Annotated in this window: 20 protein-coding genes and 2 pseudogenes; 10 read left to right on the top strand and 12 right to left on the bottom strand. The window is 61.4% G+C overall.

Going from position 1 to position 21,806, the window contains the following annotated elements; genetic code table 11:
• Positions 1-125: 125 nt before the first annotated feature.
• From HX815_RS18610 to HX815_RS18570, 9 genes and pseudogenes are all read left to right on the top strand, one after another.
• Complete coding sequence (locus HX815_RS18610) at positions 126-1,061, top strand: alpha/beta hydrolase (protein ID WP_177028685.1); 936 nt, start codon at positions 126-128, stop codon at positions 1,059-1,061.
• A gap of 103 nt (positions 1,062-1,164) precedes the next feature.
• Positions 1,165-2,136 carry a prolyl aminopeptidase gene (gene pip / locus HX815_RS18605; RefSeq protein WP_008439282.1) on the top strand — a complete coding sequence of 324 codons (972 nt, stop codon included), beginning with the start codon at positions 1,165-1,167 and terminating at the stop codon, positions 2,134-2,136.
• Positions 2,133-2,570, top strand: a complete 438-nt coding sequence (dtd, locus tag HX815_RS18600) for a D-aminoacyl-tRNA deacylase (RefSeq protein WP_087692908.1) — start codon at positions 2,133-2,135, stop codon at positions 2,568-2,570. Before pip ends, dtd begins: the two co-directional genes overlap by 4 nt.
• 267 nt (positions 2,571-2,837) lie before the next feature.
• Positions 2,838-4,589: a glucan biosynthesis protein G gene (locus HX815_RS18595; RefSeq protein WP_008439280.1), complete on the top strand. Its 1,752-nt coding sequence runs from the start codon at positions 2,838-2,840 to the stop codon at positions 4,587-4,589.
• Positions 4,582-7,157 (top strand): annotated as a pseudogene (gene mdoH / locus HX815_RS18590) (glucans biosynthesis glucosyltransferase MdoH); the annotation flags it as partial. The gene HX815_RS18595 and the pseudogene mdoH, both read left to right, overlap by 8 nt.
• Before the next feature lie 237 nt (positions 7,158-7,394).
• On the top strand, positions 7,395-8,198 hold the full coding sequence (locus HX815_RS18585; RefSeq protein WP_177028684.1) for a transporter substrate-binding domain-containing protein: 804 nt from the start codon (positions 7,395-7,397) through the stop codon (positions 8,196-8,198).
• Positions 8,199-8,417: 219 nt separating this feature from the next.
• Entirely contained in the window at positions 8,418-9,215 is a 798-nt protein-coding gene (locus HX815_RS18580) for a transporter substrate-binding domain-containing protein (protein ID WP_003209284.1), read from the top strand.
• Between the two features lie 128 nt (positions 9,216-9,343).
• On the top strand, positions 9,344-10,303 hold the full coding sequence (locus tag HX815_RS18575; protein WP_177028683.1) for an amino acid ABC transporter permease: 960 nt from the start codon (positions 9,344-9,346) through the stop codon (positions 10,301-10,303).
• On the top strand, positions 10,296-11,030 hold the full coding sequence (locus tag HX815_RS18570; RefSeq protein WP_008439278.1) for an amino acid ABC transporter ATP-binding protein: 735 nt from the start codon (positions 10,296-10,298) through the stop codon (positions 11,028-11,030). Before HX815_RS18575 ends, HX815_RS18570 begins: the two co-directional genes overlap by 8 nt.
• Positions 11,031-11,156: 126 nt before the next feature.
• Here the strand turns inward: HX815_RS18570 and HX815_RS18565 are convergent, their stop codons facing one another.
• The 12 genes and pseudogenes from HX815_RS18565 to ubiE all read right to left on the bottom strand — a co-directional run bounded on the left by HX815_RS18565 (position 11,157) and on the right by ubiE (position 21,348).
• Complete coding sequence (locus HX815_RS18565; protein ID WP_177028682.1) at positions 11,157-13,064, bottom strand: methyl-accepting chemotaxis protein; 1,908 nt, start codon at positions 13,062-13,064, stop codon at positions 11,157-11,159.
• Positions 13,065-13,236: 172 nt separating this feature from the next.
• Positions 13,237-13,950, bottom strand: coding sequence for a methyl-accepting chemotaxis protein (locus HX815_RS31965; RefSeq protein WP_371132926.1), 714 nt, complete (start codon positions 13,948-13,950; stop codon positions 13,237-13,239).
• A 144-nt stretch (positions 13,951-14,094) separates the two neighbouring features.
• Positions 14,095-15,153, bottom strand: a pseudogene (locus tag HX815_RS31960) (methyl-accepting chemotaxis protein); the annotation flags it as partial.
• A gap of 178 nt (positions 15,154-15,331) precedes the next feature.
• Positions 15,332-16,039 (bottom strand): 16S rRNA (uracil(1498)-N(3))-methyltransferase, encoded by a 708-nt coding sequence (locus HX815_RS18555; protein WP_003209293.1) that lies wholly within the window; start codon positions 16,037-16,039, stop codon positions 15,332-15,334.
• Entirely contained in the window at positions 16,036-16,827 is a 792-nt protein-coding gene (gene tatC / locus HX815_RS18550; RefSeq protein WP_003209295.1) for a twin-arginine translocase subunit TatC, read from the bottom strand. Before tatC ends, HX815_RS18555 begins: the two co-directional genes overlap by 4 nt.
• A complete protein-coding gene (tatB, locus tag HX815_RS18545; protein WP_003209296.1) occupies positions 16,824-17,270 on the bottom strand; it encodes a Sec-independent protein translocase protein TatB in 447 nt (148 codons plus the stop codon). The genes tatC and tatB overlap by 4 nt, the downstream gene beginning before the upstream one ends.
• A 10-nt stretch (positions 17,271-17,280) precedes the next feature.
• Positions 17,281-17,559 carry a twin-arginine translocase TatA/TatE family subunit gene (locus HX815_RS18540; RefSeq protein WP_003209298.1) on the bottom strand — a complete coding sequence of 93 codons (279 nt, stop codon included), beginning with the start codon at positions 17,557-17,559 and terminating at the stop codon, positions 17,281-17,283.
• Positions 17,560-17,584: 25 nt separating this feature from the next.
• A complete protein-coding gene (locus HX815_RS18535; protein ID WP_003209299.1) occupies positions 17,585-17,917 on the bottom strand; it encodes a phosphoribosyl-ATP diphosphatase in 333 nt (110 codons plus the stop codon).
• 2 nt (positions 17,918-17,919) lie between these two features.
• A complete protein-coding gene (hisI, locus tag HX815_RS18530) occupies positions 17,920-18,312 on the bottom strand; it encodes a phosphoribosyl-AMP cyclohydrolase (protein ID WP_003209300.1) in 393 nt (130 codons plus the stop codon).
• Positions 18,313-18,353: 41 nt separating this feature from the next.
• Entirely contained in the window at positions 18,354-19,958 is a 1,605-nt protein-coding gene (gene ubiB / locus HX815_RS18525) for a ubiquinone biosynthesis regulatory protein kinase UbiB (RefSeq protein ID WP_003209302.1), read from the bottom strand.
• Positions 19,955-20,578, bottom strand: coding sequence for an SCP2 domain-containing protein (locus HX815_RS18520; protein ID WP_177028681.1), 624 nt, complete (start codon positions 20,576-20,578; stop codon positions 19,955-19,957). Before HX815_RS18520 ends, ubiB begins: the two co-directional genes overlap by 4 nt.
• Positions 20,578-21,348, bottom strand: coding sequence for a bifunctional demethylmenaquinone methyltransferase/2-methoxy-6-polyprenyl-1,4-benzoquinol methylase UbiE (gene ubiE, locus HX815_RS18515; protein WP_003209306.1), 771 nt, complete (start codon positions 21,346-21,348; stop codon positions 20,578-20,580). Before ubiE ends, HX815_RS18520 begins: the two co-directional genes overlap by 1 nt.
• 143 nt (positions 21,349-21,491) lie before the next feature.
• On the opposite strand from ubiE, the gene HX815_RS18510 reads away from it, so the two are divergent.
• Positions 21,492-21,767 (top strand): polyhydroxyalkanoic acid system family protein, encoded by a 276-nt coding sequence (locus HX815_RS18510; RefSeq protein ID WP_017478217.1) that lies wholly within the window; start codon positions 21,492-21,494, stop codon positions 21,765-21,767.
• Positions 21,768-21,806: the final 39 nt, after the last annotated feature.

Genomic DNA, 21,806 nt, shown 5'->3' with positions numbered 1-21,806 from the left:
CTTGCTCGCGAATGCGGTGGGTCAGCCACACAAGTATTGACTGATACACCGCATTCGCGAGCAAGCCCGCTCCCACATTGGATTCGTGGCGGCTGTTAAATCCTTATCTTCAGGACGATCCTTCGATGTCCCATTACCCGATTTCCGCGCAGATGTGCGCCTTCGTCGAAAAAACCGAATCCTTCACCAGCGACGACACATCGCTGGCCGGATTGCGCCGAGGCTATGACCGCATGTGCCAGGCGTTCACCCCGGCGCGGCCCGAAGGGTTACAGGTGTCAGACGTTTCCCTGGGTGGCGTGGGCGTACGCATTTATCAACCGGCGACGCCAACCCCCGATAGCGGCTGGCCATGCATCCTTTATATGCACGGTGGCGGCTGGGTGGTCGGCGGCCTGGATTCCCATGACTTCATGTGTGCTGAACTGGCCGACTCACTGCAAGTGCTGGTCATCGCCATCGATTACCGCCTGGCACCCGAACACCCGTTTCCGGCCGCCTTTGAGGATTGCCGTGCGGTCTGGCAGGCGATCCAGGTGGGCGAAGCGCCCCAGCCGATCAACCTTCAGCGTCTGGTGGTGGCTGGTGACAGCGCCGGCGGTAACCTGGCGGCGGCCCTGTGCCTGGGCCTGCGGGATGACCATCAGCCGCAGCCCCTGGCGCAAGTCCTGATCTACCCCGGCCTGGGCGGCCCCGCCGACCTGCCGTCCCGCCGCGATTGCGTCGACGCGCCATTGCTCAGTACCGCCGACACCGAGTGCTACCTCGCCCTTTACCTGCGTGGGCCGGACAAGCCGTCGCCCTACGCCATGCCATTGCTGGCCGTGGATTTCAGCGGGTTGCCGCAGGCTTTGATCGCTGTCGCCCAGTTCGACCCGTTGCGGGACGACGGCATGCTCTACGCCGAACGCCTGCAAGGCGCCGGGGTGGCGGCCACGCTGTATCCCGGCAAAGGCCTGGTTCACGGCTGCCTGCGGGCCCGGGGCCAGGTGTTGGAGGTCGACCGGCTGTACGTTTATCTGCTGGACTACCTGCGTGGTGTTCTGCTGACACAGGTCTAGGTCCACGAGGACATGCTCATTGCACAATTCGGGTTTATGATGCCAGACGGCAAAATAATAGACGTCCCCCCAGGGATGAACTCGACCCCTTACGGAGCGCGCAATGCAGACTTTGTACCCGCAGATCAAACCCTACGCCCGGCACGATCTGGCCGTCGATGAAACCCACGTCCTGTACGTCGACGAAAGCGGTTCCCCGGAAGGCTTGCCCGTTGTGTTCATCCATGGCGGCCCCGGCGCCGGGTGTGATGCCAATAGCCGCTGCTATTTCGATCCTAATCTGTACCGAATTGTTACTTTTGATCAGCGTGGCTGCGGGCGCTCCACCCCACGGGCCAGCCTGGAAAACAACACCACCTGGGACCTGGTGGCCGACCTTGAGCGGATTCGCGAACACCTGGGCATCGAAAAATGGGTGCTGTTCGGCGGTTCCTGGGGCTCGACCCTGGCCCTGGCCTACGCGCAAACCCACCCGGAGCGTGTGCACGGCCTGATCGTGCGGGGCATTTTCCTGGCCCGCCCCCAGGACATTCAATGGTTCTACCAGGCCGGCGCCAGCCGCCTGTTCCCGGATTACTGGCAGGACTACCTGGCGCCTATCCCGGCGGAGGAGCGGCACGACCTGCTCAGCGCCTACCACAAGCGCCTGACCGGCAACGACCAGATCGCCCAGATGCACGCCGCCAAGGCCTGGTCCACGTGGGAAGGGCGCATGTTGGGCCTGTGCCCGAACCCGCAATTGATCGAGCGTTTCTCCGAACCCCAGCGCGCCCTGTCGATTGCCCGTATCGAATGCCATTACTTCACCAATAACTCGTTCCTTGAACCTGACCAGTTGATCCGCGACATGCACAAGATCGCCCACCTGCCTGGCGTAATCGTGCATGGCCGCTACGATATGATCTGCCCGCTGGACAATGCCTGGGAGCTGCATCAGGCCTGGCCCAACAGTGAGCTGCAGATCATCCGCGAGGCCGGCCATGCGGCTTCCGAACCCGGAATCACCGATGCGCTGGTGCGTGCGGCGAGTGAAATGGCACGGCGCCTGCTTGATTTGCCGCCTGAAGAAGCATGAAGGGGCTTTTGCAACGGGTGCGCGGCGCCCGGGTCGAGGTAGAAGGGCAGGTGGTCGGGGCGATAGACCAGGGTTTGCTGGTGCTGGTGGCTGTCGAGCCTTCGGATACGCAAGCCAGCGCCGACAAGCTGCTGCATAAGCTGCTTAACTATCGGGTGTTCAGCGACGACGAGGGCAAGATGAACCTGTCCTTGAAAGACATTGGCGGCGGTTTGCTGCTGGTGTCGCAGTTCACCCTGGCGGCAGACACCAAGAGTGGGCTGAGGCCGAGCTTCTCCACGGCGGCACCGCCGGCGTTGGGCGAGGCGCTTTTCGACTATCTGCTGTTACAAGCGCAACAATTGCATGGCACGGTAGCGGCAGGGCGTTTTGGCGCTGATATGCAGGTGCATTTGGTCAATGATGGGCCGGTCACCTTCCTGTTACAGACGTGAATGTACTGAAAACGACTTGTGATGCCCAAAAAACCGGGTTTTCGCTACAAATACTTCGCTGACCCTGATGCGTTGTCACGCGGGCTACTAGATAATCGCGCGCTACGGGGATCAGCGTTAATTGGTCCATTTTTGACTTAGGTAGAGACTTGTCCGATAGCCATTGGGGAATCATTTAGCCCCATGGGAGTCGGAACAATGCTCGCCAACCTGGCATATAGATAGCTGGCCGTTGGTTTTTTGATCTGTTTTCGGCGAGGGTTGCTCGTGATTGTTAGTCCCTGTAATGCACCAAAATTGTCTGCCAAACGGTTACGAAACGTACTGGTGACGGGCTCTGCCCTGTTTTGCCTGTTCGGCGCGGGTCAACTGTGGGCATTCAGTCTGGATGATGTGTCGGCCAAGGCAAAAGAGCTGGCCGGGCAGAAATACGAAGCTCCGCGCAGCAATTTGCCGAACGAATTCCGCGAAATGAAATTCGCTGATTACCAGAAAATTCGTTTCCGCAACGAAAAAGCCGAGTGGGCCGATCAGAACACCCCGTTCAAGCTGTCCTTCTACCACCAGGGTATGCATTTCGATACACCGGTGAAAATCAACGAAGTCACCGCCGACAGCGTTCAGGAAATCAAGTACGACCCGTCCCGCTTCGATTTCGGCGACGTCAAGTTTGATCCCAAATCCACCGAACAGCTGGGTTATGCCGGTTTCCGTGTGCTGTACCCGATCAACAAGGGTGACAAGCAAGACGAAATCATGACCATGCTCGGCGCCAGCTATTTCCGCGTCGTGGGCAAGGACCAGGTCTACGGCCTGTCTGCCCGCGGCATGGCGATCGACACTGCGTTGCCGTCCGGCGAAGAATTCCCGCGTTTCACCGAGTTCTGGATCGAGCGTCCAAAACCGGGTGAGAAACAGCTGGTGATCTACGCCCTGCTGGATTCGCCGCGGGCCACCGGCGCTTATCGCCTGATCCTGCGCCCGGGTACCGACACCATCGTCGACGTCAAATCCCAGATGTACCTGCGTGACAAGGTCACCAAGCTGGGCATCGCCCCGCTGACCAGCATGTTCCTGTTCGGCGCCAACCAGCCGTCCAAGGTCCTCAACTACCGTCGCGAGCTGCACGATTCCAGCGGCCTGTCGATCCATGCCGGCAACGGCGAGTGGATCTGGCGCCCACTGAACAACCCCAAACACCTGTCGGTCAGCAACTTCACCGTGGAAAACCCGCGTGGTTTCGGCCTGCTGCAACGCGGCCGCAACTTCAGCCACTACGAAGACCTCGACGACAACTACGACAAGCGCCCAAGCGCCTGGATCGAGCCTGAAGGCGATTGGGGCAAGGGCTCCGTCGACCTGGTAGAGATTCCGACCGCCGATGAAACCAACGACAACATCGTTGCGTTCTGGAGCCCGGAAACACTGCCGGAGCCAGGCAAGCCGCTGGACGTTGCCTACCGCCTGCACTGGACATTGCAAGACGCCGAGTTCCATTCGCCAGAAAGCGCCTGGGTCAAGCAGACCCTGCGTTCCACCGGCGACGTCAAGCAATCCAACCTGATCCGTCAGCCAGACGGCAGCGTGGCTTACCTGGTGGACTTCGAGGGCCCGTCCCTGAAGAAACTGCCAGCTGACGCACCGGTTCGCAGCCAGGTCAGCGTGGGCGACAACGCCGAAATCGTTGAAAACAGCGTGCGCTACAACCCGCACACCCAAGGCTGGCGCTTGACCCTGCGCATGAAGATCAAGGACGCAGGCAAACCGACTGAAATGCGCGCTGCTCTGGTTCAGGACATCGTGCAGCCGGAACCGGAGAAGGTTTCGACCCAAGTGTTGAAAGCCGACAAAGTACTGGCTAAACAGCACGAGAAAGCGGCCAAGAAAGACGCCAAGGACAAGGACGCCAAGCAGCCGGAAGCGGCTGCCCCAGCCACACCACTCCCTACCCAGGATCAGGCCAAGACAGAGCAAGTCCTGACCGAAACCTGGAGCTATCAGTTGCCTGCCGATGAGTAATTCTCAAGTCCAGCCAGAGACGCTTGCCGAGTACCTGGCGCATCTACCGATGACCGATGAGCAGCGCGCCGAACTGGCGGGCTGCGAGTCCTTCAGTGAATTGCACAAGCGCCTGTCATCGTCCACGTTCGACGCGCCTGCCGACGCTGCCCAGGCATCGGTAGGCGCCCGGCTGACCCTCAACACTGCCGAAGAGCTGCAAGACGCCGAAATGCTGGTGCTCGACGCCAGCGGCCGGGTCTGCCTCAAGGCCACGCCGCCGATCCGTCGGACCAAGGTCGTGCCTGAGCCGTGGCGCACCAATATCCTGGTGCGTGGCTGGCGCCGCCTGACCGGCCGCACCAATCCACCGGCCCCGCCGAAGGATGAGCGCGTACTGCCGGCCGCCCGCTGGCGCACCGTCGGTTCGATCCGTCGCTATATCCTGCTGGTGCTGATGCTCGGCCAGACGATCGTTGCCGGCTGGTACATGAAAGGCATCATGCCGTACCAGGGCTGGTCCTTCGTCGACTTTGACGAGATCCGCAACCAGACCCTGCTGCAAACCGCGACCCAGGTACTGCCTTACGCCCTGCAAACCAGCATCCTGGTGCTGTTCGGGATTCTGTTCTGCTGGGTCTCGGCCGGTTTCTGGACCGCGCTGATGGGCTTCCTGGAACTGCTGACCGGTCACGATAAATACCGTATCTCCGGTAAAAGTGCCGGTGACGAGCCGATTCCGAAAGACGCCCGCACCGCCCTGGTCATGCCGATCTGCAACGAAGACGTGCCCCGGGTATTTGCCGGCCTGCGCGCGACGTTCGAATCGGTGGCTGCCACCGGTGACCTGGACCGTTTCGACTTCTTCGTCCTCAGCGACAGTAACGAGGCCGACATCTGCATCGCCGAGCAGCAAGCCTGGCTCGACGTGTGCCGCGAAGCCGGTGGCTTCGGCAAGATCTTCTATCGCCGCCGTCGCCGTCGCGTCAAACGCAAGAGCGGCAACCTCGACGACTTCTGCCGTCGCTGGGGCGGTGACTACAAGTACATGGTGGTGCTCGACGCCGACAGCGTGATGAGCGGCGAATGCCTGACCAGCCTGGTGCGCCTGATGGAAGCCACGCCGGATGCCGGGATTATCCAGACCGCGCCACGTGCGTCGGGCATGGATACCCTGTATGCGCGCATGCAGCAGTTCGCCACCCGGGTGTACGGCCCGCTGTTTACCGCCGGCCTGCACTTCTGGCAGTTGGGTGAATCCCACTACTGGGGTCACAACGCGATCATCCGCATGAAGCCGTTTATCGAGCACTGCGCCCTGGCGCCGTTGCCGGGTAAAGGTGCGTTTGCCGGTGCGATTCTTTCCCACGACTTCGTTGAAGCTGCGCTGATGCGCCGCGCCGGCTGGGGCGTGTGGATTGCCTACGACTTGCCGGGCAGCTACGAAGAGCTGCCGCCGAACCTGCTGGACGAACTCAAGCGTGACCGTCGCTGGTGCCACGGCAACCTGATGAACTTCCGCCTGTTCCTGGTAAAAGGCATGCACCCGGTGCACCGTGCGGTGTTCCTCACCGGCGTGATGTCGTACCTGTCGGCGCCGTTGTGGTTCTTCTTCCTGGTGCTGTCCACGGCCTTGTTGGCGGTCAACACACTGATGGAGCCGCAGTACTTCATGGCGCCGCGCCAGTTGTATCCGTTGTGGCCACAATGGCATCCGGACAAGGCGGTGGCGCTGTTCTCCACCACCATCGTGCTGCTGTTCCTGCCTAAATTGCTGAGCATCATCCTGATCTGGGCCAAGGGCGCGAAAGAGTTCGGCGGCAAGTTCAAGGTGACCCTGTCGATGCTGCTGGAGATGCTGTTCTCCATGTTGCTGGCGCCGGTGCGGATGATTTTCCACACCCGTTTCGTACTGGCCGCGTTCCTCGGCTGGGCGGCGACCTGGAACTCGCCACAGCGTGACGACGACTCCACACCATGGAGCGAGGCAGTCAAGCGCCACGGTCCGCAGACCCTGCTCGGCTTCTTCTGGGCGCTGCTGGTGGTGTGGTTGAACCCAAGCTTCCTGTGGTGGCTGGTGCCGATCGTCGGTTCGCTGATGCTGTCGATTCCGGTGTCGGTGATTTCCAGCCGGGTCAAACTGGGCCTCAAGTCTCGCGACGAGAGCCTGTTCCTGATCCCCGAGGAATACAATCCGCCCCAGGCGCTGTTGTCGACCGACAAGTACACCCACGAAAACCGTTGGCATGCGCTCAATGACGGTTTTGTGCGGGCGGTGGTCGATCCGCAGCAGAACGCCCTGGCGTGCGCCTTGGCAACTTCCCGTCACGGGCAGGCGGAGCCGATTGAATGGCTGCGTGTTGATCGGGTTCGCCACGCGTTGAAAGTTGGCCCGGCCGGCCTCAACAACGGTGAACGCCTGGCCTTGCTCAGCGACCCGGTCGCCCTGGCACGCTTGCACGAGCAGGTCTGGAGCGAAGGCCACGCCGAGTGGCTGAGCGCCTGGCGCGAATCGGTCAAGGCCGATCCGCATGCGCCATTGCTGCCATTGAAGCCGCTGTCGTCCCAGGCTCAACCGGCCTGATTCCGACGCCCCCGAGGTGCCACCTCGGGGGCGTTTGCGATAACCGTCCTACGTTGTTTTTCCCTTCTGCTGCATCGCGCTAACTCCTTGTTATTTCGAAACAAAAGACCCTTCTCCGAGGCATATTGCCGTGCCTGCGAGTGGGTTAGCATCGCCCCCCAAATCTGACTCGAAGCCTGCGGCTTACGCGAACTTGCGCGTGGCCGGGTGTGGGAGTGTTTAATGGAACAGGGGCTTTTTTCATGATCAAAAGGTATTTGTCGATGCTGCTGCTCGGCATCGTCACATTTTCCCACGGTTACCTGGCGCATGCCGGAGCCATAGATGAGGCCGTTCGGCGGGGTGTGTTGAAAGTCGGCACCAGTCCGGCCTACGTGCCCTTTGAGATGACCGACAAGAAAGGCCGGATCGTCGGGTTTGAAATTGACCTGCTCCGGGAGATGAGCAAGGCGCTGGGGGTCAAGCTGGAGCTGGTTTCGGTACCGTATATCGACCTGATTCCCGGCCTGCTGGCCAGCCGGTTCGACCTGATCGGCAGCGGCATGACTGTCACGCAGGAGCGCAACCTGACCCTCAATTTCAGCGACTCGTTCATCATCGTCGGCCAGACCGTGCTGCTGAACCCTCGGTTGGCCGACAAGGTCCAGAGCATCGAGGACTTGAACGAGGCCGGTTACCGGATCGTGGCCGCCGAAGGCACCACAGGCGAGGCGGCGGCGAAAAGGTTTCTCGGCACTGCACGGCTGCGCAGTTTTCCAACACCTGAAGAAGGCGTGCGCCAGGTGGTGGAGGGCAAGGCCGATGCGTTTATCCATGATGCGCCGTATAACCTGATCGCCATTACCAAGCCCCAGAACAGTGCGCTGTTGGCGCTGGAGCAACCCTTCACCTACGAGCCCCTGGCGTTCGGCTTGAAAAAGGGCGATTACGACAGCCTCAACTGGATCAATCATTTCCTCAACCAGGTGGCCCAGGACGGCACCTACGATCGGCTGCATGACAAGTGGTTCAAGGACTCGGGCTGGATGGCGGAAGTGGACTGGTAGTCATAACTGCTTACACATCAAGCAATTGGCTGGGCCGTGGATCGAGGTGTCTAGCCATGCCTTTCTCTGCACGGTTATGGGGCTTTTCTGTCATACCTTGGCAACAAATCCCGGCGAAACCTTTGTACCCGGCGGTGAGTGAGTTAGGATCGCACCCCGAAATGGTGCAGCCCTTTTGCGCGCCGACCTCACAAGAAAATGAGTTCAGGGGACTTGATGATGAAAAAGTATCTTTCGATGCTGCTGCTGGGTGTCACCGCACTGGTGGCGGTCAACGCGGCACATGCCGGCGCCATCGATGATGCGGTCAAGCGCGGTACGCTGAAAGTCGGCATGGACCCGACCTACATGCCGTTCCAGATGACCAACAAACGCGGCGAAATCATCGGCTTTGAAGTCGACATCCTCAAGGCCATGGCCAAGTCGATGGGCGTGAAGTTCGAGCCGATTTCCACCGGTTACGACGGCATCATCCCGGCCCTGTTGACCGACAAGTTCGACATGATCGGCAGCGGCATGACCCTGACCCAGGAACGCAACCTGCGCCTGAACTTCAGCGAACCGTTCATCGTGGTCGGCCAGACCCTGCTGATCCGCAAGGAGCTGGAGGGCACCATCAAGTCCTACAAAGACCTGAATGACGAGAAATACCGCCTGACCTCCAAGCTCGGCACCACCGGCGAGATGGTGGCCAAGAAGCTGATCTCCAAAGCCAAGTACCACGGCTATGACAACGAGCAGGAAGCTGTTCTGGACGTGGTCAACGGCAAGGCTGACGCCTTCGTCTATGACGCCCCGTACAACGTGGTGGCCGTGAACAAGGTCGGCGCCGGCAAACTGGTGTTCCTTGATCAGCCGTTCACCTTTGAACCCCTGGCGTTCGGCCTGAAGAAGGGCGACTACGACAGCATCAACTTCATCAACAACTTCCTGCACCAGATCCGCAACGACGGCACCTACGATCGCATCCATGACAAGTGGTTCAAGAGCTCTGAGTGGCTCAAGGACATGGAATAAGGTTGGCTTAATACCGAGTCGAGCCCTTCGCGAGCAAGCCCGCTCCCACATTAGATCGCGGTCGAAATGTGGGAGCGGGCTTGCTCGCGAATAGGGCCTGCCAGGCGATACACATCCCGGAACCTGAAATGAAACAGAAAAAAGCCCAATGGCCCTGGCACCTGCTGACGGTGCTGGTGCTGGTCGGCCTGGCCGGCGCGTTGTATTACGCCACCTCGCTGATGTCCTACGAATGGCGCTGGAACCGCGTGCCGCAGTACTTCGTCTACCAGGCCGAAGAATCCCAGCGTGCGTCGGACATTTCCACCGTCAGCGAGCTGGTGCGCAAGGGCGATGTGGCTGACGTCACCCTGCGTAATGACGAGGGCAACGAACAGCACCTGACCGTGGCCGAGAACAGCCTGCAAGTGGCCAAGGGCGATGACGTGGCCGAGGGCGATGTGATCGGCGTCACCCGGCATTGGGCTGCGGGCCCTCTGCTGTGGGGCTTGTGGACTACGTTGTGGCTATCGGTGGTGTCCGGGGTGCTGGGACTGTTGATCGGCCTGGCGACCGGATTGTGTCGCCTGTCGAACAACCCGACTTTACGCGATCTGTCGACGATCTACGTCGAACTGGTACGCGGTACGCCGTTGTTGGTGCAGATCTTCATTTTCTATTTCTTTATCGGCACGGTGCTCAACCTGTCCCGGGAATTCGCCGGGATCGCCGCGCTGTCACTGTTTACCGGCGCGTATGTGGCGGAAATCATCCGTGCCGGCGTGCAGTCGATTGCCCGTGGGCAGAATGAGGCAGCCCGCTCCCTGGGGCTCAGTGCCGGTCAGTCGATGCGCCACGTGGTGTTGCCGCAAGCTTTCAAGCGCGTGCTGCCGCCCCTGGCCGGGCAATTTATCAGCTTGGTCAAGGACACATCCCTGGTGTCGGTGATCGCGATTACCGAGCTGCTCAAAAGCGGCCGCGAGGTCATCACCACCTCGTTCTCGCCATTCGAAATCCTGTTCTGCGTCGCAGGCCTGTACCTGCTGATCAACCTGCCGCTGTCGAAAATCGCCAGCCGGCTTGAGCGGAGGCTCGCGCAAAGTGATTGAAGTCCGCGATCTGGTAAAAGTCTTCGACACCCGTGGCCACGTCGTGCGCGCGGTGGACAGCGTGACCACGCAGGTGGCCAGGGGTGAAGTGCTGGTGGTGATCGGCCCGTCCGGTTCCGGCAAGTCGACGTTCCTGCGCTGCCTTAACGGCCTGGAGGAATTCGATTCCGGCTCGGTAAGCATCGACGGCCTGCAACTGGCAGACCCGAAAACCGACGTGAACGCCTACCGCCGTGAAGTCGGCATGGTGTTCCAGCACTTCAACCTGTTCCCCCACATGACCGTGCTGGAAAACCTCTGCCTGGCGCAAAAAGTCGTGCGCAAGCGCGGCAAGAAAGAGCGCGAGGCCAAGGCCCTGGCGCTCCTGGAGAAAGTCGGCATTGCCCAGAAAGCCCACGAGTTCCCGTCGCGGCTTTCCGGTGGCCAGCAGCAGCGCGTCGCGATTGCCCGCGCGCTGGCGATGGAGCCCAAGGTGATGCTGTTTGACGAGCCCACCTCGGCCCTGGACCCGGAAATGGTCGGCGAAGTGCTGGACGTGATGAAGACCCTGGCCCTGGAAGGCATGACCATGGTCTGCGTCACCCATGAAATGGGCTTTGCCCGGGAAGTGGCTGATCGCGTGCTGTTCTTCGATCACGGCAAACTGTTGGAGGACGCCGCCCCGGCGCAATTCTTCGATGCGCCGAAGGACCCTCGCGCCCAAGCCTTCCTGCGCCAGGTTCTATAAATGCGTTGGAATGCTTCTTGTGGCGAGGGAGCTTGCTCCCGCTGGGCTGCGTAGCGGCTCCCAAAAAAGATAGGAGCGCTGCGCACTCCAGCGGGAGCAAGCTCCCTCGCCACAGGTTGGGTTTTTTCAGACCTTGAACTTGCCCACCCACACCTGCAAATCCGCCCCCAGGCGCGCCAGTTCGACACTGGCCGCCGCAGTGTCCTGACTCGCGGCCCAGGTCTGTTCCGATACATCCTTGACCTTCAACACGCTGCGGTTGATCTCCTCGGCGACCGCGGTTTGTTCCTCGGCGGCAGCGGCAATCTGCGGGTTCATCTCCTGAATCACTGACACGGTACGGGTGATGCCAGCCAGAGCCTCTCCTGCGCGGCGGGTCAGTTGCACGCTGTTGTCGGTGAGGCTGCGACTGTTGTCCATAATGTCCGCGACCTGCTGCGTGCCCCGGTGCAGGCCGCTGATCAACTCCTCGATTTCCTCGGCCGACTGCTGGGTGCGTTGTGCCAGGCTGCGCACTTCATCGGCGACCACGGCAAACCCCCTGCCGGCTTCGCCTGCGCGGGCCGCCTCGATCGCGGCGTTGAGGGCCAGCAAGTTGGTCTGTTCCGATACCGACTTGATCACCTCCAGCACGCTGCCGATCTTCCGGCTTTCCTGTTGCAGGCCTTGCATGGCCTGGCTTGAACGAGCCATCTCCTGAGCCAGGTGCTCGATGTGGGTAATGGCCTCAGCCACCACCTGATCGCCCTGGCCCGCCTGCCGGTCGGCCTCGGCAGCAGCCAGCGACGCTTGCTCGGCATGGCGCGCAACTTCCTGGGAGGTGGCGAGCATCTCGTTCATGGCGGTGGCCACCTGTTCGGTTTCCTGCTTCTGGCCGTCGACCCCGTCGCGGGTTTGCTCGGTGACCGCCGAGAGTTGCTCGGCGGCGCTGGCGATCTGCTGGGCGCTGTCGCCGATGCCGCTGATCAAGCCCCGCAGGTTGAGGGTCATTTGCCCGATGCTGCGCTGCAACTGCCCCAGTTCATCCTGGCGCGAGGCCTGGATGTCGTGGCTCAGGTCACCTTCGGCAATCCGGTTGGCCACGGACAGGGCCTGGCGCAGCGGCGCGACGATCTGGCCGGCGATCAACCAGGCGGCCACGACGCCGAGCAACAGCGCCGCTGCAGTAACGTTGAGCAGCAGGGTGCGGGCGAGGCTGGCTTCGTTGTCACGCTTGGCGGTCTGGTCCTGGCTCAGCAGGTCGCTTTCCGTGAGCAATTGATCCAGCCACTGTTCAAGCTGGTTCTGGGTGGTTTCGGCGCTGAGTTGGGCGTCCTTGAGGCGTGTCAGGTGAGCCCGAAAATCGAGCAGGACTTTTTTCAGGGCGCTGGCGTCAACCGGCAGCGCGCCTACCGCCGCCTGGGCGCCATCCAGGGCCAGTAGCGCATCACTCACGTCCTTGGCGTAGGCGTCCAATGACGCAGCGGCCCAGGCGGGGCTCTGGGCGCGGTCTTCGGCTTGTTCCAGGGCCTGGCGCAATTGTTCCACGGCATCGAGGGCCTTTTCATCGTCTTGATTGGGCAGGTTGCTCGACAGTTCAGAGAGGCTGTCACTGCTCTGGACTGAGCTGCGCTTGAGCTGTTCACGGGCGTTTTCACGTTGCTTGATCAGCCCCTCCAGGCCGCTTAAGGCGGTCTTGAAACTGGTGACGAAGCGTCGGCTTTCCTGCAGCTGTTGTTGGTTGACCGGGTCGGTAAATCGCGGGGAAAGATCCACCAGAAACTGGTCGATCTTGTCCATGTGCAGCTCTATTTTGGACAGGCTGGCCGGGTCGTTAAGGGTGCGATAGACGATGCGATCAGCGCGCAACTCTTCGCCGACGACTGCCAATTGCGAGAGCAGCGTGAGTTTTTGGGAGCGCTCGAGGGATGCGCTCAAGGCTTGCCAGCCGGTAGAGGCGATGATCAGGCTGAGGCTGAGCACCAGGCCAAAGCCCAGGGCAAGTTTGAGGCTGATGCTGATGTTTCCGAGCAGGCGGGTCAGTGGACGAAACATGGTGAACCTCCAACGAATCAAAAGGAGCGTCTCAAGCGTCCGGCCAACAATGGTCAGGGGAGTTGAAACGCTACTTTTATTCGGCGCCAGGTGTGTGATCCACGACCTGAAAAACGCGTAGGAAATTTCACATATTGTCGGAGCGGCGGCCCTGATGGCCGCCGCAAGCGGGTCAGACCTTGAAGCGACCTACCAGGCTTTGCAGGTAAACCCCCAGGCGCGCCAGCTCGGCACTGGAAGCCGCAGTTTCTTCGCTGGCCGCCGAGGTTTGTTCGGAAACGTCCCGCACGTTGAGCACGCTGCGGTTGATCTCTTCGGCCACGGCGCTTTGCTGCTCGGCGGCGGTGGCGATCTGCTGGTTCATCGCCTGGATCGCCGAGACGGTACGGGTGATGTTCTCCAGGGCATTGCCGGCCCGACGGGTCAGCTCGACGCTGCTGTCGGTCAGGCCGCGACTGTTATCCATGATGGTCGCCACCTGCTGGGTGCCGCTTTGCAGGCCGACGATCAACTCTTCGATCTCCTCGGTGGACTTCTGCGTCCGCTGGGCCAGGCTGCGCACTTCATCGGCAACCACCGCAAAACCGCGTCCGGCTTCACCGGCGCGCGCCGCTTCAATCGCTGCGTTAAGGGCCAGCAGGTTGGTTTGCTGGGCCACCGACTTGATGACGTCCAGCACACTGCCGATCTTGTCGCTCTCACGCTTGAGATGGCCCATGGCTTCGGTGGAGTTGCCCACCTCGCTGGCCAGGCGCTCGATCTGGGCGATGGCCTCGCCGACCACCTTGTCGCCTTCACGGGCCTGTTGGTCGGCGGCTACGGCGGCTTCCGAGGCTTCTTCAGCGTTACGGGCGACTTCCTGCACGGTAGCGGCCATTTCGTTCATGGCGGTGGCCACCTGGTCGGTCTCGACCTTCTGGCTGTTGACCCCGGCGCTGGTCTGCTCGGTAACGGCCGATAGCTGCTCGGCGGCACTGGCGATCTGGGTAACGCCGTCGCTGATACCGCCAATCAGCTCCCGCAGGCCCACGGTCATGCTTTGCATCGACCGTTGCAGTTGCCCCAGTTCATCCTGGCGCTGGGAGATCAGGTTGTGGCTCAGGTCGCCGGACGCCACGCGCTCGGCGACTTTGAGGGTCTGGTTCAGTGGAATCACGATCTGCCGGGTAATGGCCCAGGCGGCGAGTACACCAAACGCCAGCGCGAGGGCGGTGGCCAGTAACAGCAGGTTCTTGGCGTGGGCGGCATCGGTATCACGCACCACGGTTTGCGAAGTGGTGAGTTTGTTACTGCGGTCGAGCAGGATATCGCCTTGCTCGCCCATGATTTTCATCGCGGCGGCACTGGCCACCTGGGAGTCGCGGTACTGGCTCACGGCGGCGCGGTAGGCCTGCAGCGAGACGCTGGCCTCTTGCAGGTTGGCCCGGTATTGCTCGGGCAACTGGTCGTTGAGGTCGGTGATTTTCTTCAGGGCGTTGTCGATGGCATCCAGGGCCGGTTGTTCGGCTTCGACCTTGCCGCTGTAGGTGTAGCCGCGCACCTGGAAGCGCGCTTGCTGGATCAGTTTGCTCAGGTCGACCACGCTGTTGAACAGGGTGACGCTGTCGCCTTGCAGCAGGGATTTTTCCACTTCGTTGATTTTTGCGACGGCGTTGTCGGCGGTATCGCCCAGTTTGCTGCGGGCGCCTTCACGCTTGAGGCCGGCCTGCACCATGGCGCCGAAGGCTTTTTTGTATTGGCCCAAGGCATCTTGTTGCTGCTCTACCACGAGCTTGTCGTCGGGTTGCTCGATCAGGTCTGCGGCGGTTTTCAGGCCACTGTCCAGCTGGGTGATCAGGTCGTTGACCGCGCTGGTGCCTTGTTCGCCACGGCGCATTTCGAAGTCCAGTCGCGCCAGGCGCAGGTCCTTGGTCAGCCCGTTGAGGCTGGAGATGTAGCCCAGCTTGTCGCCACGGCTGATCACGCCGCTGAGGCCGGTCCAGCCGGTGAAGGTGATCAATAGGGTCAAGACCAATACCAGGCCGAAGCCTATGCTCAGCTTGCGGTTGACGCTGACATTCCCCAGTTTCTCGGCTAACCAACGATACATGCTGCGAACTCCCCTGGAACAAGGCTTGGACTTATTCAGAGCGTATCGGCAGATTCGGATGTTTCTGTAGGAGCGAGCTTGCTCGCGAAGGTCGTCAACGATAACGCGGGCATTCTGAGTGAGCGCGGTGTCCTTGAGTTTTTCGCGAGCAAGCTCGCTCCTACAGGAGAGGGCGGTGTTAGAAAAGGCGGGCGAGCAGCGCGGTGACGGCGGTTTCGACTCTCAGGATGCGCGCGCCGAGTTGCACCGGCTGCAACCCGGCCTTGGCCAGCAGGTCCACCTCGTAGGGAATCCAGCCGCCTTCCGGCCCGATGGCCAGGGTGACCGGCTCATCCAGCCCGCGAGGGCAGGGCGGATAGTCGCCAGGGTGACCAATCAGGCCGAGGGTGCCTTGCGCCATGGCGGGCAGGCGGTCTTCGACGAATGGCTTGAAGCGCTTTTCGATCACGATCTCGGGCAGCACTGTGTCCCGGGCCTGTTCCAGGCCGAGGATCAATTGCTCGCGAATCGCTTCCGGCTCCAGGAACGGCGTCTGCCAGAAGCTCTTTTCCACGCGATAGCTGTTCACCAGCACCACTCGCGGCACGCCCATGGACGCCACGGTTTGCAGCACCCGGCGAAGCATTTTCGGGCGGGGCAGGGCCAGCAGCAGGGTCAGGGGCAGTTTGGCCGGCGGCGGCTGGTCGAAGGTGACTTCCAGCTCGGCTTCCCGGGCTTCCAGGCGCAGCAACTGCGCGTTGCCCATCAAACCGCCGATGCGTCCGACCCGCAGGCTGTCGCCTACGGCGGCACGGTGGACTTCCTGCATATGCACCAGGCGCCGATCACGCAGCACCACCCGGTCGGCCGCGATAAAGTCGGCCTCCTCAAGCAGCAGCAGGTTCACGGCTGGGTCGCTGGCGGCTGGTCGTCGTCGGCGGGTTGGTCATCGGGGTGATCGCCACGCTTGCTCACCAGGCTGCCAAACAGGATGCCAATCTCGAACAGCATCCACATGGGTACGGCCAGCAGGGTCTGGGAGAAGATGTCCGGCGGGGTCAGGATCATGCCGACCACGAAGCAGCCGATGATCACGTAGGGGCGGATCTTCTTCAGGTATTTGACGTCGACCACGCCGATCCACACCAGCAGCACCACGGCCACCGGAATTTCGAAGGCCACGCCAAAGGCGAAGAACAGCGTCATCACGAAGTCGAGGTAGCTGGTGATGTCGGTCATCATTTCCACACCGGCCGGCGTAGCGGCGGCGAAGAACTTGAAGATCAGCGGGAACACCAGGAAGTAGGCAAAAGCCATCCCGGTATAGAACAGCAGGATGCTCGACACCAGCAGCGGCACGGCGATGCGTTTTTCATGCTTGTACAGGCCCGGCGCGATAAAGCCCCAGATCTGATGCAGGATCACCGGGATCGCCAGGAACAGCGAAACCATCATCGTCAGCTTCAACGGCGTGAGGAACGGTGACGACACGTCGGTGGCGATCATCGTCGCGCCGGCCGGCAGGTAATTGCGCAGCGGCGTGGAGACGAAGGTGTAGATCTGCTGGGTGAAGGCAAACAGCCCGGCAAAGATGATGAAGATCGCCGCGACACAGCGCAGCAGGCGGGTACGCAACTCGGTGAGGTGCGAGACCAGTGGCATGTGCTGGTCGGTTTCCGGTTTATCAGCGCTCATGGGGCTCGCGGCGGCAATGTAGGGTCGTGGGGCGCGGGCGACACGGCAGGTGTCGGCGCGGGTTCGGTCGGGGTCACGGGCGCAGTGGGCGCAGGCTCGACGGCGTGCACGGGTTCAGCGACCGGTGCAGGCGCGGGTGCGGCGGGCGGAGCAATCGAATGCTCTGCCACAGGCTCTACCGGCTTGGGCGTTTCCTGCACCGGCGAGAGAATCTTCCGTGCCTCCTGCTCCAACGACAGAATGTGTTCGTTGTGCAGTTGCCGGCGAATCTCGTCGGCGCCGATTTCCCGTTCAACTTCCTGTTTGATGGCGTTGAAACTGCGTTTCAGGCGCCCGATCCACAGGCCGGCCGTGCGCGCGGCACCGGGCAGGCGTTCCGGCCCCAGTACCAGCAGGGCCACGAGGCCGACGAGCAGCAGTTCAGAGAAGCTGATACCAAACATTATTCAGTACTCACGAGTCTTTTTGGTTCTGCTCTTTGACGTGCTCGGCCTGCACGTCGAAGGTGCGACGTTCAGTGATCGGCTGAGTGGCCTGCGGGTGTACAGGCTGCGCCGGTGGCACCGGATTGACGGCCGGGTCGGCAGGCTTTTCGTCGTCGTTCATGGCCTTGCGAAAGCCCTTGATCGATTCACCGACGTCGGTGCCGAGGTTTTTCAGTTTCTTGGTGCCGAACACCAGCACAACGACCACAAGAATGACGATCCAGTGTTTCCAGTCAAAAATGCCCATGCTGCAATTCCTCTGTAAAAGTTGGTCAGGCGGACGGGCGCGAGGCCTTTTCGGCATGCCCGGACAAGCCGAAGCGACGGTCCAGTTCATCAAGCACTGCCTGTGGATGCTGCCCCAGTTGGGCGAGCATGACCAGACTGTGGAACCACAAGTCGGCAGTTTCGTAGATCACGTCGCTGCAGTCGCCGCTGATTTGCGCGTCCTTGGCCGCAATAATCGTCTCGACGGATTCTTCGCCGAGTTTTTCCAGGATCTTGTTCAGACCCTTGTGGTACAGGCTGGCGACGTAGGAGCTGTCGGCGTCCGCGCCTTTGCGGTCTTCCAGCACCTGGGCCACACGGTTGAGGGTATCGCTCATGTTCAGTGTCCTGCCGAATAGATAGCGTGCGGGTCTTTGAGCACGGGCTCGACGGTCTTCCACTCGCCGTTCTGGAACACGCGGTAGAAGCAGCTGTGACGGCCGGTGTGACAGGCGATATCGCCGATCTGCTCGACCTTGAGGATCACCACATCGGCATCGCAGTCGATGCGCATCTCATGCAGGGTTTGCACGTGCCCGGACTCTTCGCCCTTGCGCCACAGTTTGCCACGGGAACGTGACCAGTAGATGGCGCGGTTCTCGGCGGCGGTCAGGCTCAGGGCCTCGCGGTTCATCCAGGCCATCATCAGCACGCGCCCGGTCTTGTAGTCCTGGGCAATGGCTGGCACCAGGCCGTCACTGTCCCACTTGATCTCGTCCAGCCAGTCTTTCATTTTCGGCTCCGGCAATTTGCGACAGTGTATAACCGGATTGGCTATCGACGCACGATCAGATACACGCCCACCGCGACCATGATGCCGGCCGGCCAGTGGCCCAGTTCGTTCAGCGGCCCGCCGGCGGCCAATATCGTACCGCCCACCAGGTGCGCGGCGCCCAGCAGGCGCAGGAACCAGTCGTCCTTGCGCTTGTGCCACGGCGGTGCGGGGTCCTTGGCGTGGGGCTGGGACATGCGCTCCAGCAGGTCGCGGGTCATGTTGGCCAGGTGCGGCAGTTGCTCGACCTGGCTTTGCAGGTTGCCCAGCAGGGTTTTCGGGCTGATACGGTCCCGCATCCAGCGCTCGAGGAACGGCTGGGCGGTGTTCCACAGGTCGAGGTCCGGGTACAGCTGGCGGCCCAGGCCTTCGATGTTCAGTAGGGTCTTTTGCAACAGTACCAGCTGCGGCTGCACTTCCATATTGAAGCGCCGCGCCGTCTGGAACAGGCGCATCAGCACCTGGCCGAAGGAAATATCCTTTAACGGTTTTTCAAAGATCGGCTCGCACACAGTGCGGATCGCCGCTTCGAATTCGTTGAGTTTGGTTTCAGCCGGTACCCAGCCCGAGTCGATGTGCAACTGCGCCACGCGGCGGTAGTCACGCTTGAAGAAGGCAAACAGGTTGCGCGCCAGGTAGTCCTGGTCTTCCGGGGTCAGGCTGCCGACGATGCCGCAGTCGATCGCAATGTACTGCGGGCTCCACGGGTTCACGGTGCTGACGAAGATATTGCCGGGGTGCATGTCGGCGTGGAAGAAGCTGTCGCGGAACACTTGGGTGAAGAAAATCTCCACGCCGCGCTCGGCAAGCATCTTCATGTCGGTGCGCTGGTCGGCCAGGGTCGCGAGGTCGGTGACCTGCACGCCGTAGATGCGCTCCATCACCAGCACTTTCGGGCGGCACCAGTCCCAATAGACTTGCGGCACGTACAGCAGCTGCGAGCCTTCGAAGTTGCGTTTGAGCTGGCTGGCGTTGGCCGCTTCGCGCAGCAGGTCGAGTTCGTCGTAGATGGTTTTTTCGTAGTCCAGCACCACGTCCACCGGGTGCAGCAGGCGTGCATCGGCAGAAAAGCGCTCGGCGGCGCGGGCAAGGATGAACAGCCACGCCAGGTCCTGGCCGATGATCGGCTTGAGGCCCGGGCGGATCACCTTCACCACCACTTCTTCGCCGCTTTTCAGTTGCGCGGCATGCACCTGGGCCACCGAGGCCGAGGCCAGCGGCGCGATGTCGAAGCGGCTGAAGACTTCGCTGATCTTCTTGCCCAGCTGTTCTTCAATCAACGTGACTGCCAGTTGCGAGTCGAACGGCGGCACGCGGTCCTGCAACAGCATCAGTTCGTCGGCGATGTCTTCGGGCAACAGGTCGCGGCGGGTGGAGAGGATCTGCCCGAACTTGATGAAGATCGGCCCCAAGTCCTGCAACGCCAGGCGCAGGCGCGCGCCACGGCTCAGCTCGAGGGTCTTGCGCGGGAACCAGCGCCACGGCAGCACATAGCGCACCGCCAGCAGAAACCACGGCAGCGGCAGGGCGAACAGCAGGTCATCGAGGCGGTAGCGGATTACGACGCGCTGGATACGAAACAAACGGCGGACGGCGAGCAGCTTCATGCGTTATCGCTTGAATCAAGGGAGCGGCTCAGGCGCTCGAAGCGCGCCTCAAGTCGTTCCAGGTCGAGTTTGGCCTGGTCGAGTTCGCGAAAGCGCGCTTCCGCTTCCCGTTGTCCGACCAGGGTGCGCGATTCTTCGCTCAGGTATTCGGCGAGGTTCTGGTTCAGGCTGGCGAAACCCTGCTGGTACCAGCGCGTACGGCTGCGCAGATGACCGCTGATCAGTTGGGTGGCCACCGGGCCGAGCCAACGTGACAGCTCGTATTCCCAGTCCAGTTCCAGGTCTTGCAGCACGGCGGCCAGGTCCATCAGCACCGCGCTGTCGCCTTCAAGTTCCACGTCCGGGCCGTGGAGGATCGCCGTCTTGTCCCGGCTCAGGGCCAGGCGCAGCAGGCTTGAGCCGGAAGCATGCAGGGTGCAGTCGGCGTCGGCGGCCCAGTGGGACGCCAGCAACAGGCCTTCATCGCTGGGCAGGATAAACAGCTGCAAGGCGGGGCTGGTGCAGTCGACGGCGATGATCCTGCCGTTCAGGTGCGCCAGCCGTGCCAGGGCGGTGCTGTCCAGGCGCAGTACACGGTTGAGGCCGTGTTCGACGCTGGCGAGAAGGCCTGCGAACAGCATCAGGGCTTGATGCCGCGGTGCAGGGCGACGATGCCCGAGGTCATGTTGTGGTAGGTCACGCGGTCGAAACCGGCCTCTACCATCATCGACTTCAGGGTTTCCTGGTTCGGGTGCATGCGGATCGATTCAGCCAGGTAGCGGTAGCTTTCGGCGTCATTGGTGATCAGCTTGCCCATCAACGGCATGAAGGCGAACGAGTAGGTGTCGTAGACCTTGGACATCAGTGCGTTGGTCGGCTTGGAGAACTCCAGCACCAGCAGGCGACCGCCGGGCTTGAGTACGCGCAGCATCGAGCGCAGTGCGTCTTCCTTGTGGGTCACGTTACGCAGGCCGAAGGCGATGGTCACGCAGTCGAAGTGGTTGTCCGGGAACGGCAGCTTTTCAGCGTCGGCCTGGACGAATTCGATATTGCCCGCCACACCTTTGTCCAGCAGGCGATCACGACCGACCTTGAGCATCGAGCCGTTGATGTCGGCCAGTACCACCTGCCCGGTGGGGCCCACCAGCTTGGAGAACTTGGCGGCCAGGTCGCCCGTGCCGCCTGCGATATCCAGCACACGGTTGCCGGTGCGTACACCCGACAACTCAATGGTGAAGCGCTTCCACAGACGGTGCATGCCGCCGGAGAGCACGTCGTTCATCAAGTCGTACTTGGCGGCGACCGAGTGGAACACCTCGGCGACTTTTTCCGCTTTCTGGCTTTCCGGGACGTTCTTGAAGCCGAAGTGAGTGGTGGGTTCGGCATCGCTGCCTTTGCGCTGATCAGTCATATCGCTGTCACCAAAAGAGAATGGGGGCATTCTAATCCCCAAGGCATGCTTTGTCTTGGCAAGGCTGAAGGTAAGATAGGTGGTCACCGAGACCTTTTGCCGCATGGCGGGTCGACAAGTCTCTATAACGAGGAGTCATTCAAATGGCCCGTATACAGGTTGAACGTGCTCACACGCTGGGCAAAGACGCTGCCCGAGAAAAAGCCGACAAGTTGGCGAGTAAACTCAAGGATCAATATGGCCTGGAGTCTTCGTGGGCCGGCGACACACTGAACCTCAAACGTTCGGGCGTTAAAGGCACCGTGAAAGTGGCTGAAGATTCTCTGCGCATCGAAGTCGAACTGGGGCTGTTGATGTCGGCCATGAGTGGCACCATCAAGTCCGAAATCGAGAAGGCACTGGATAAAGCCCTGGCCTGATTTGCGACCTTCTTAGGGTGCCGATTCTAATTTTTCTGC

It is taken from the genome of Pseudomonas sp. E6002, from assembly GCF_013385565.1.
GTDB lineage: Bacteria > Pseudomonadota > Gammaproteobacteria > Pseudomonadales > Pseudomonadaceae > Aquipseudomonas.
The sequence above is the reverse complement of the archived record's forward strand: the minus strand, read 5'-3'. Positions and strand labels throughout refer to the sequence as shown.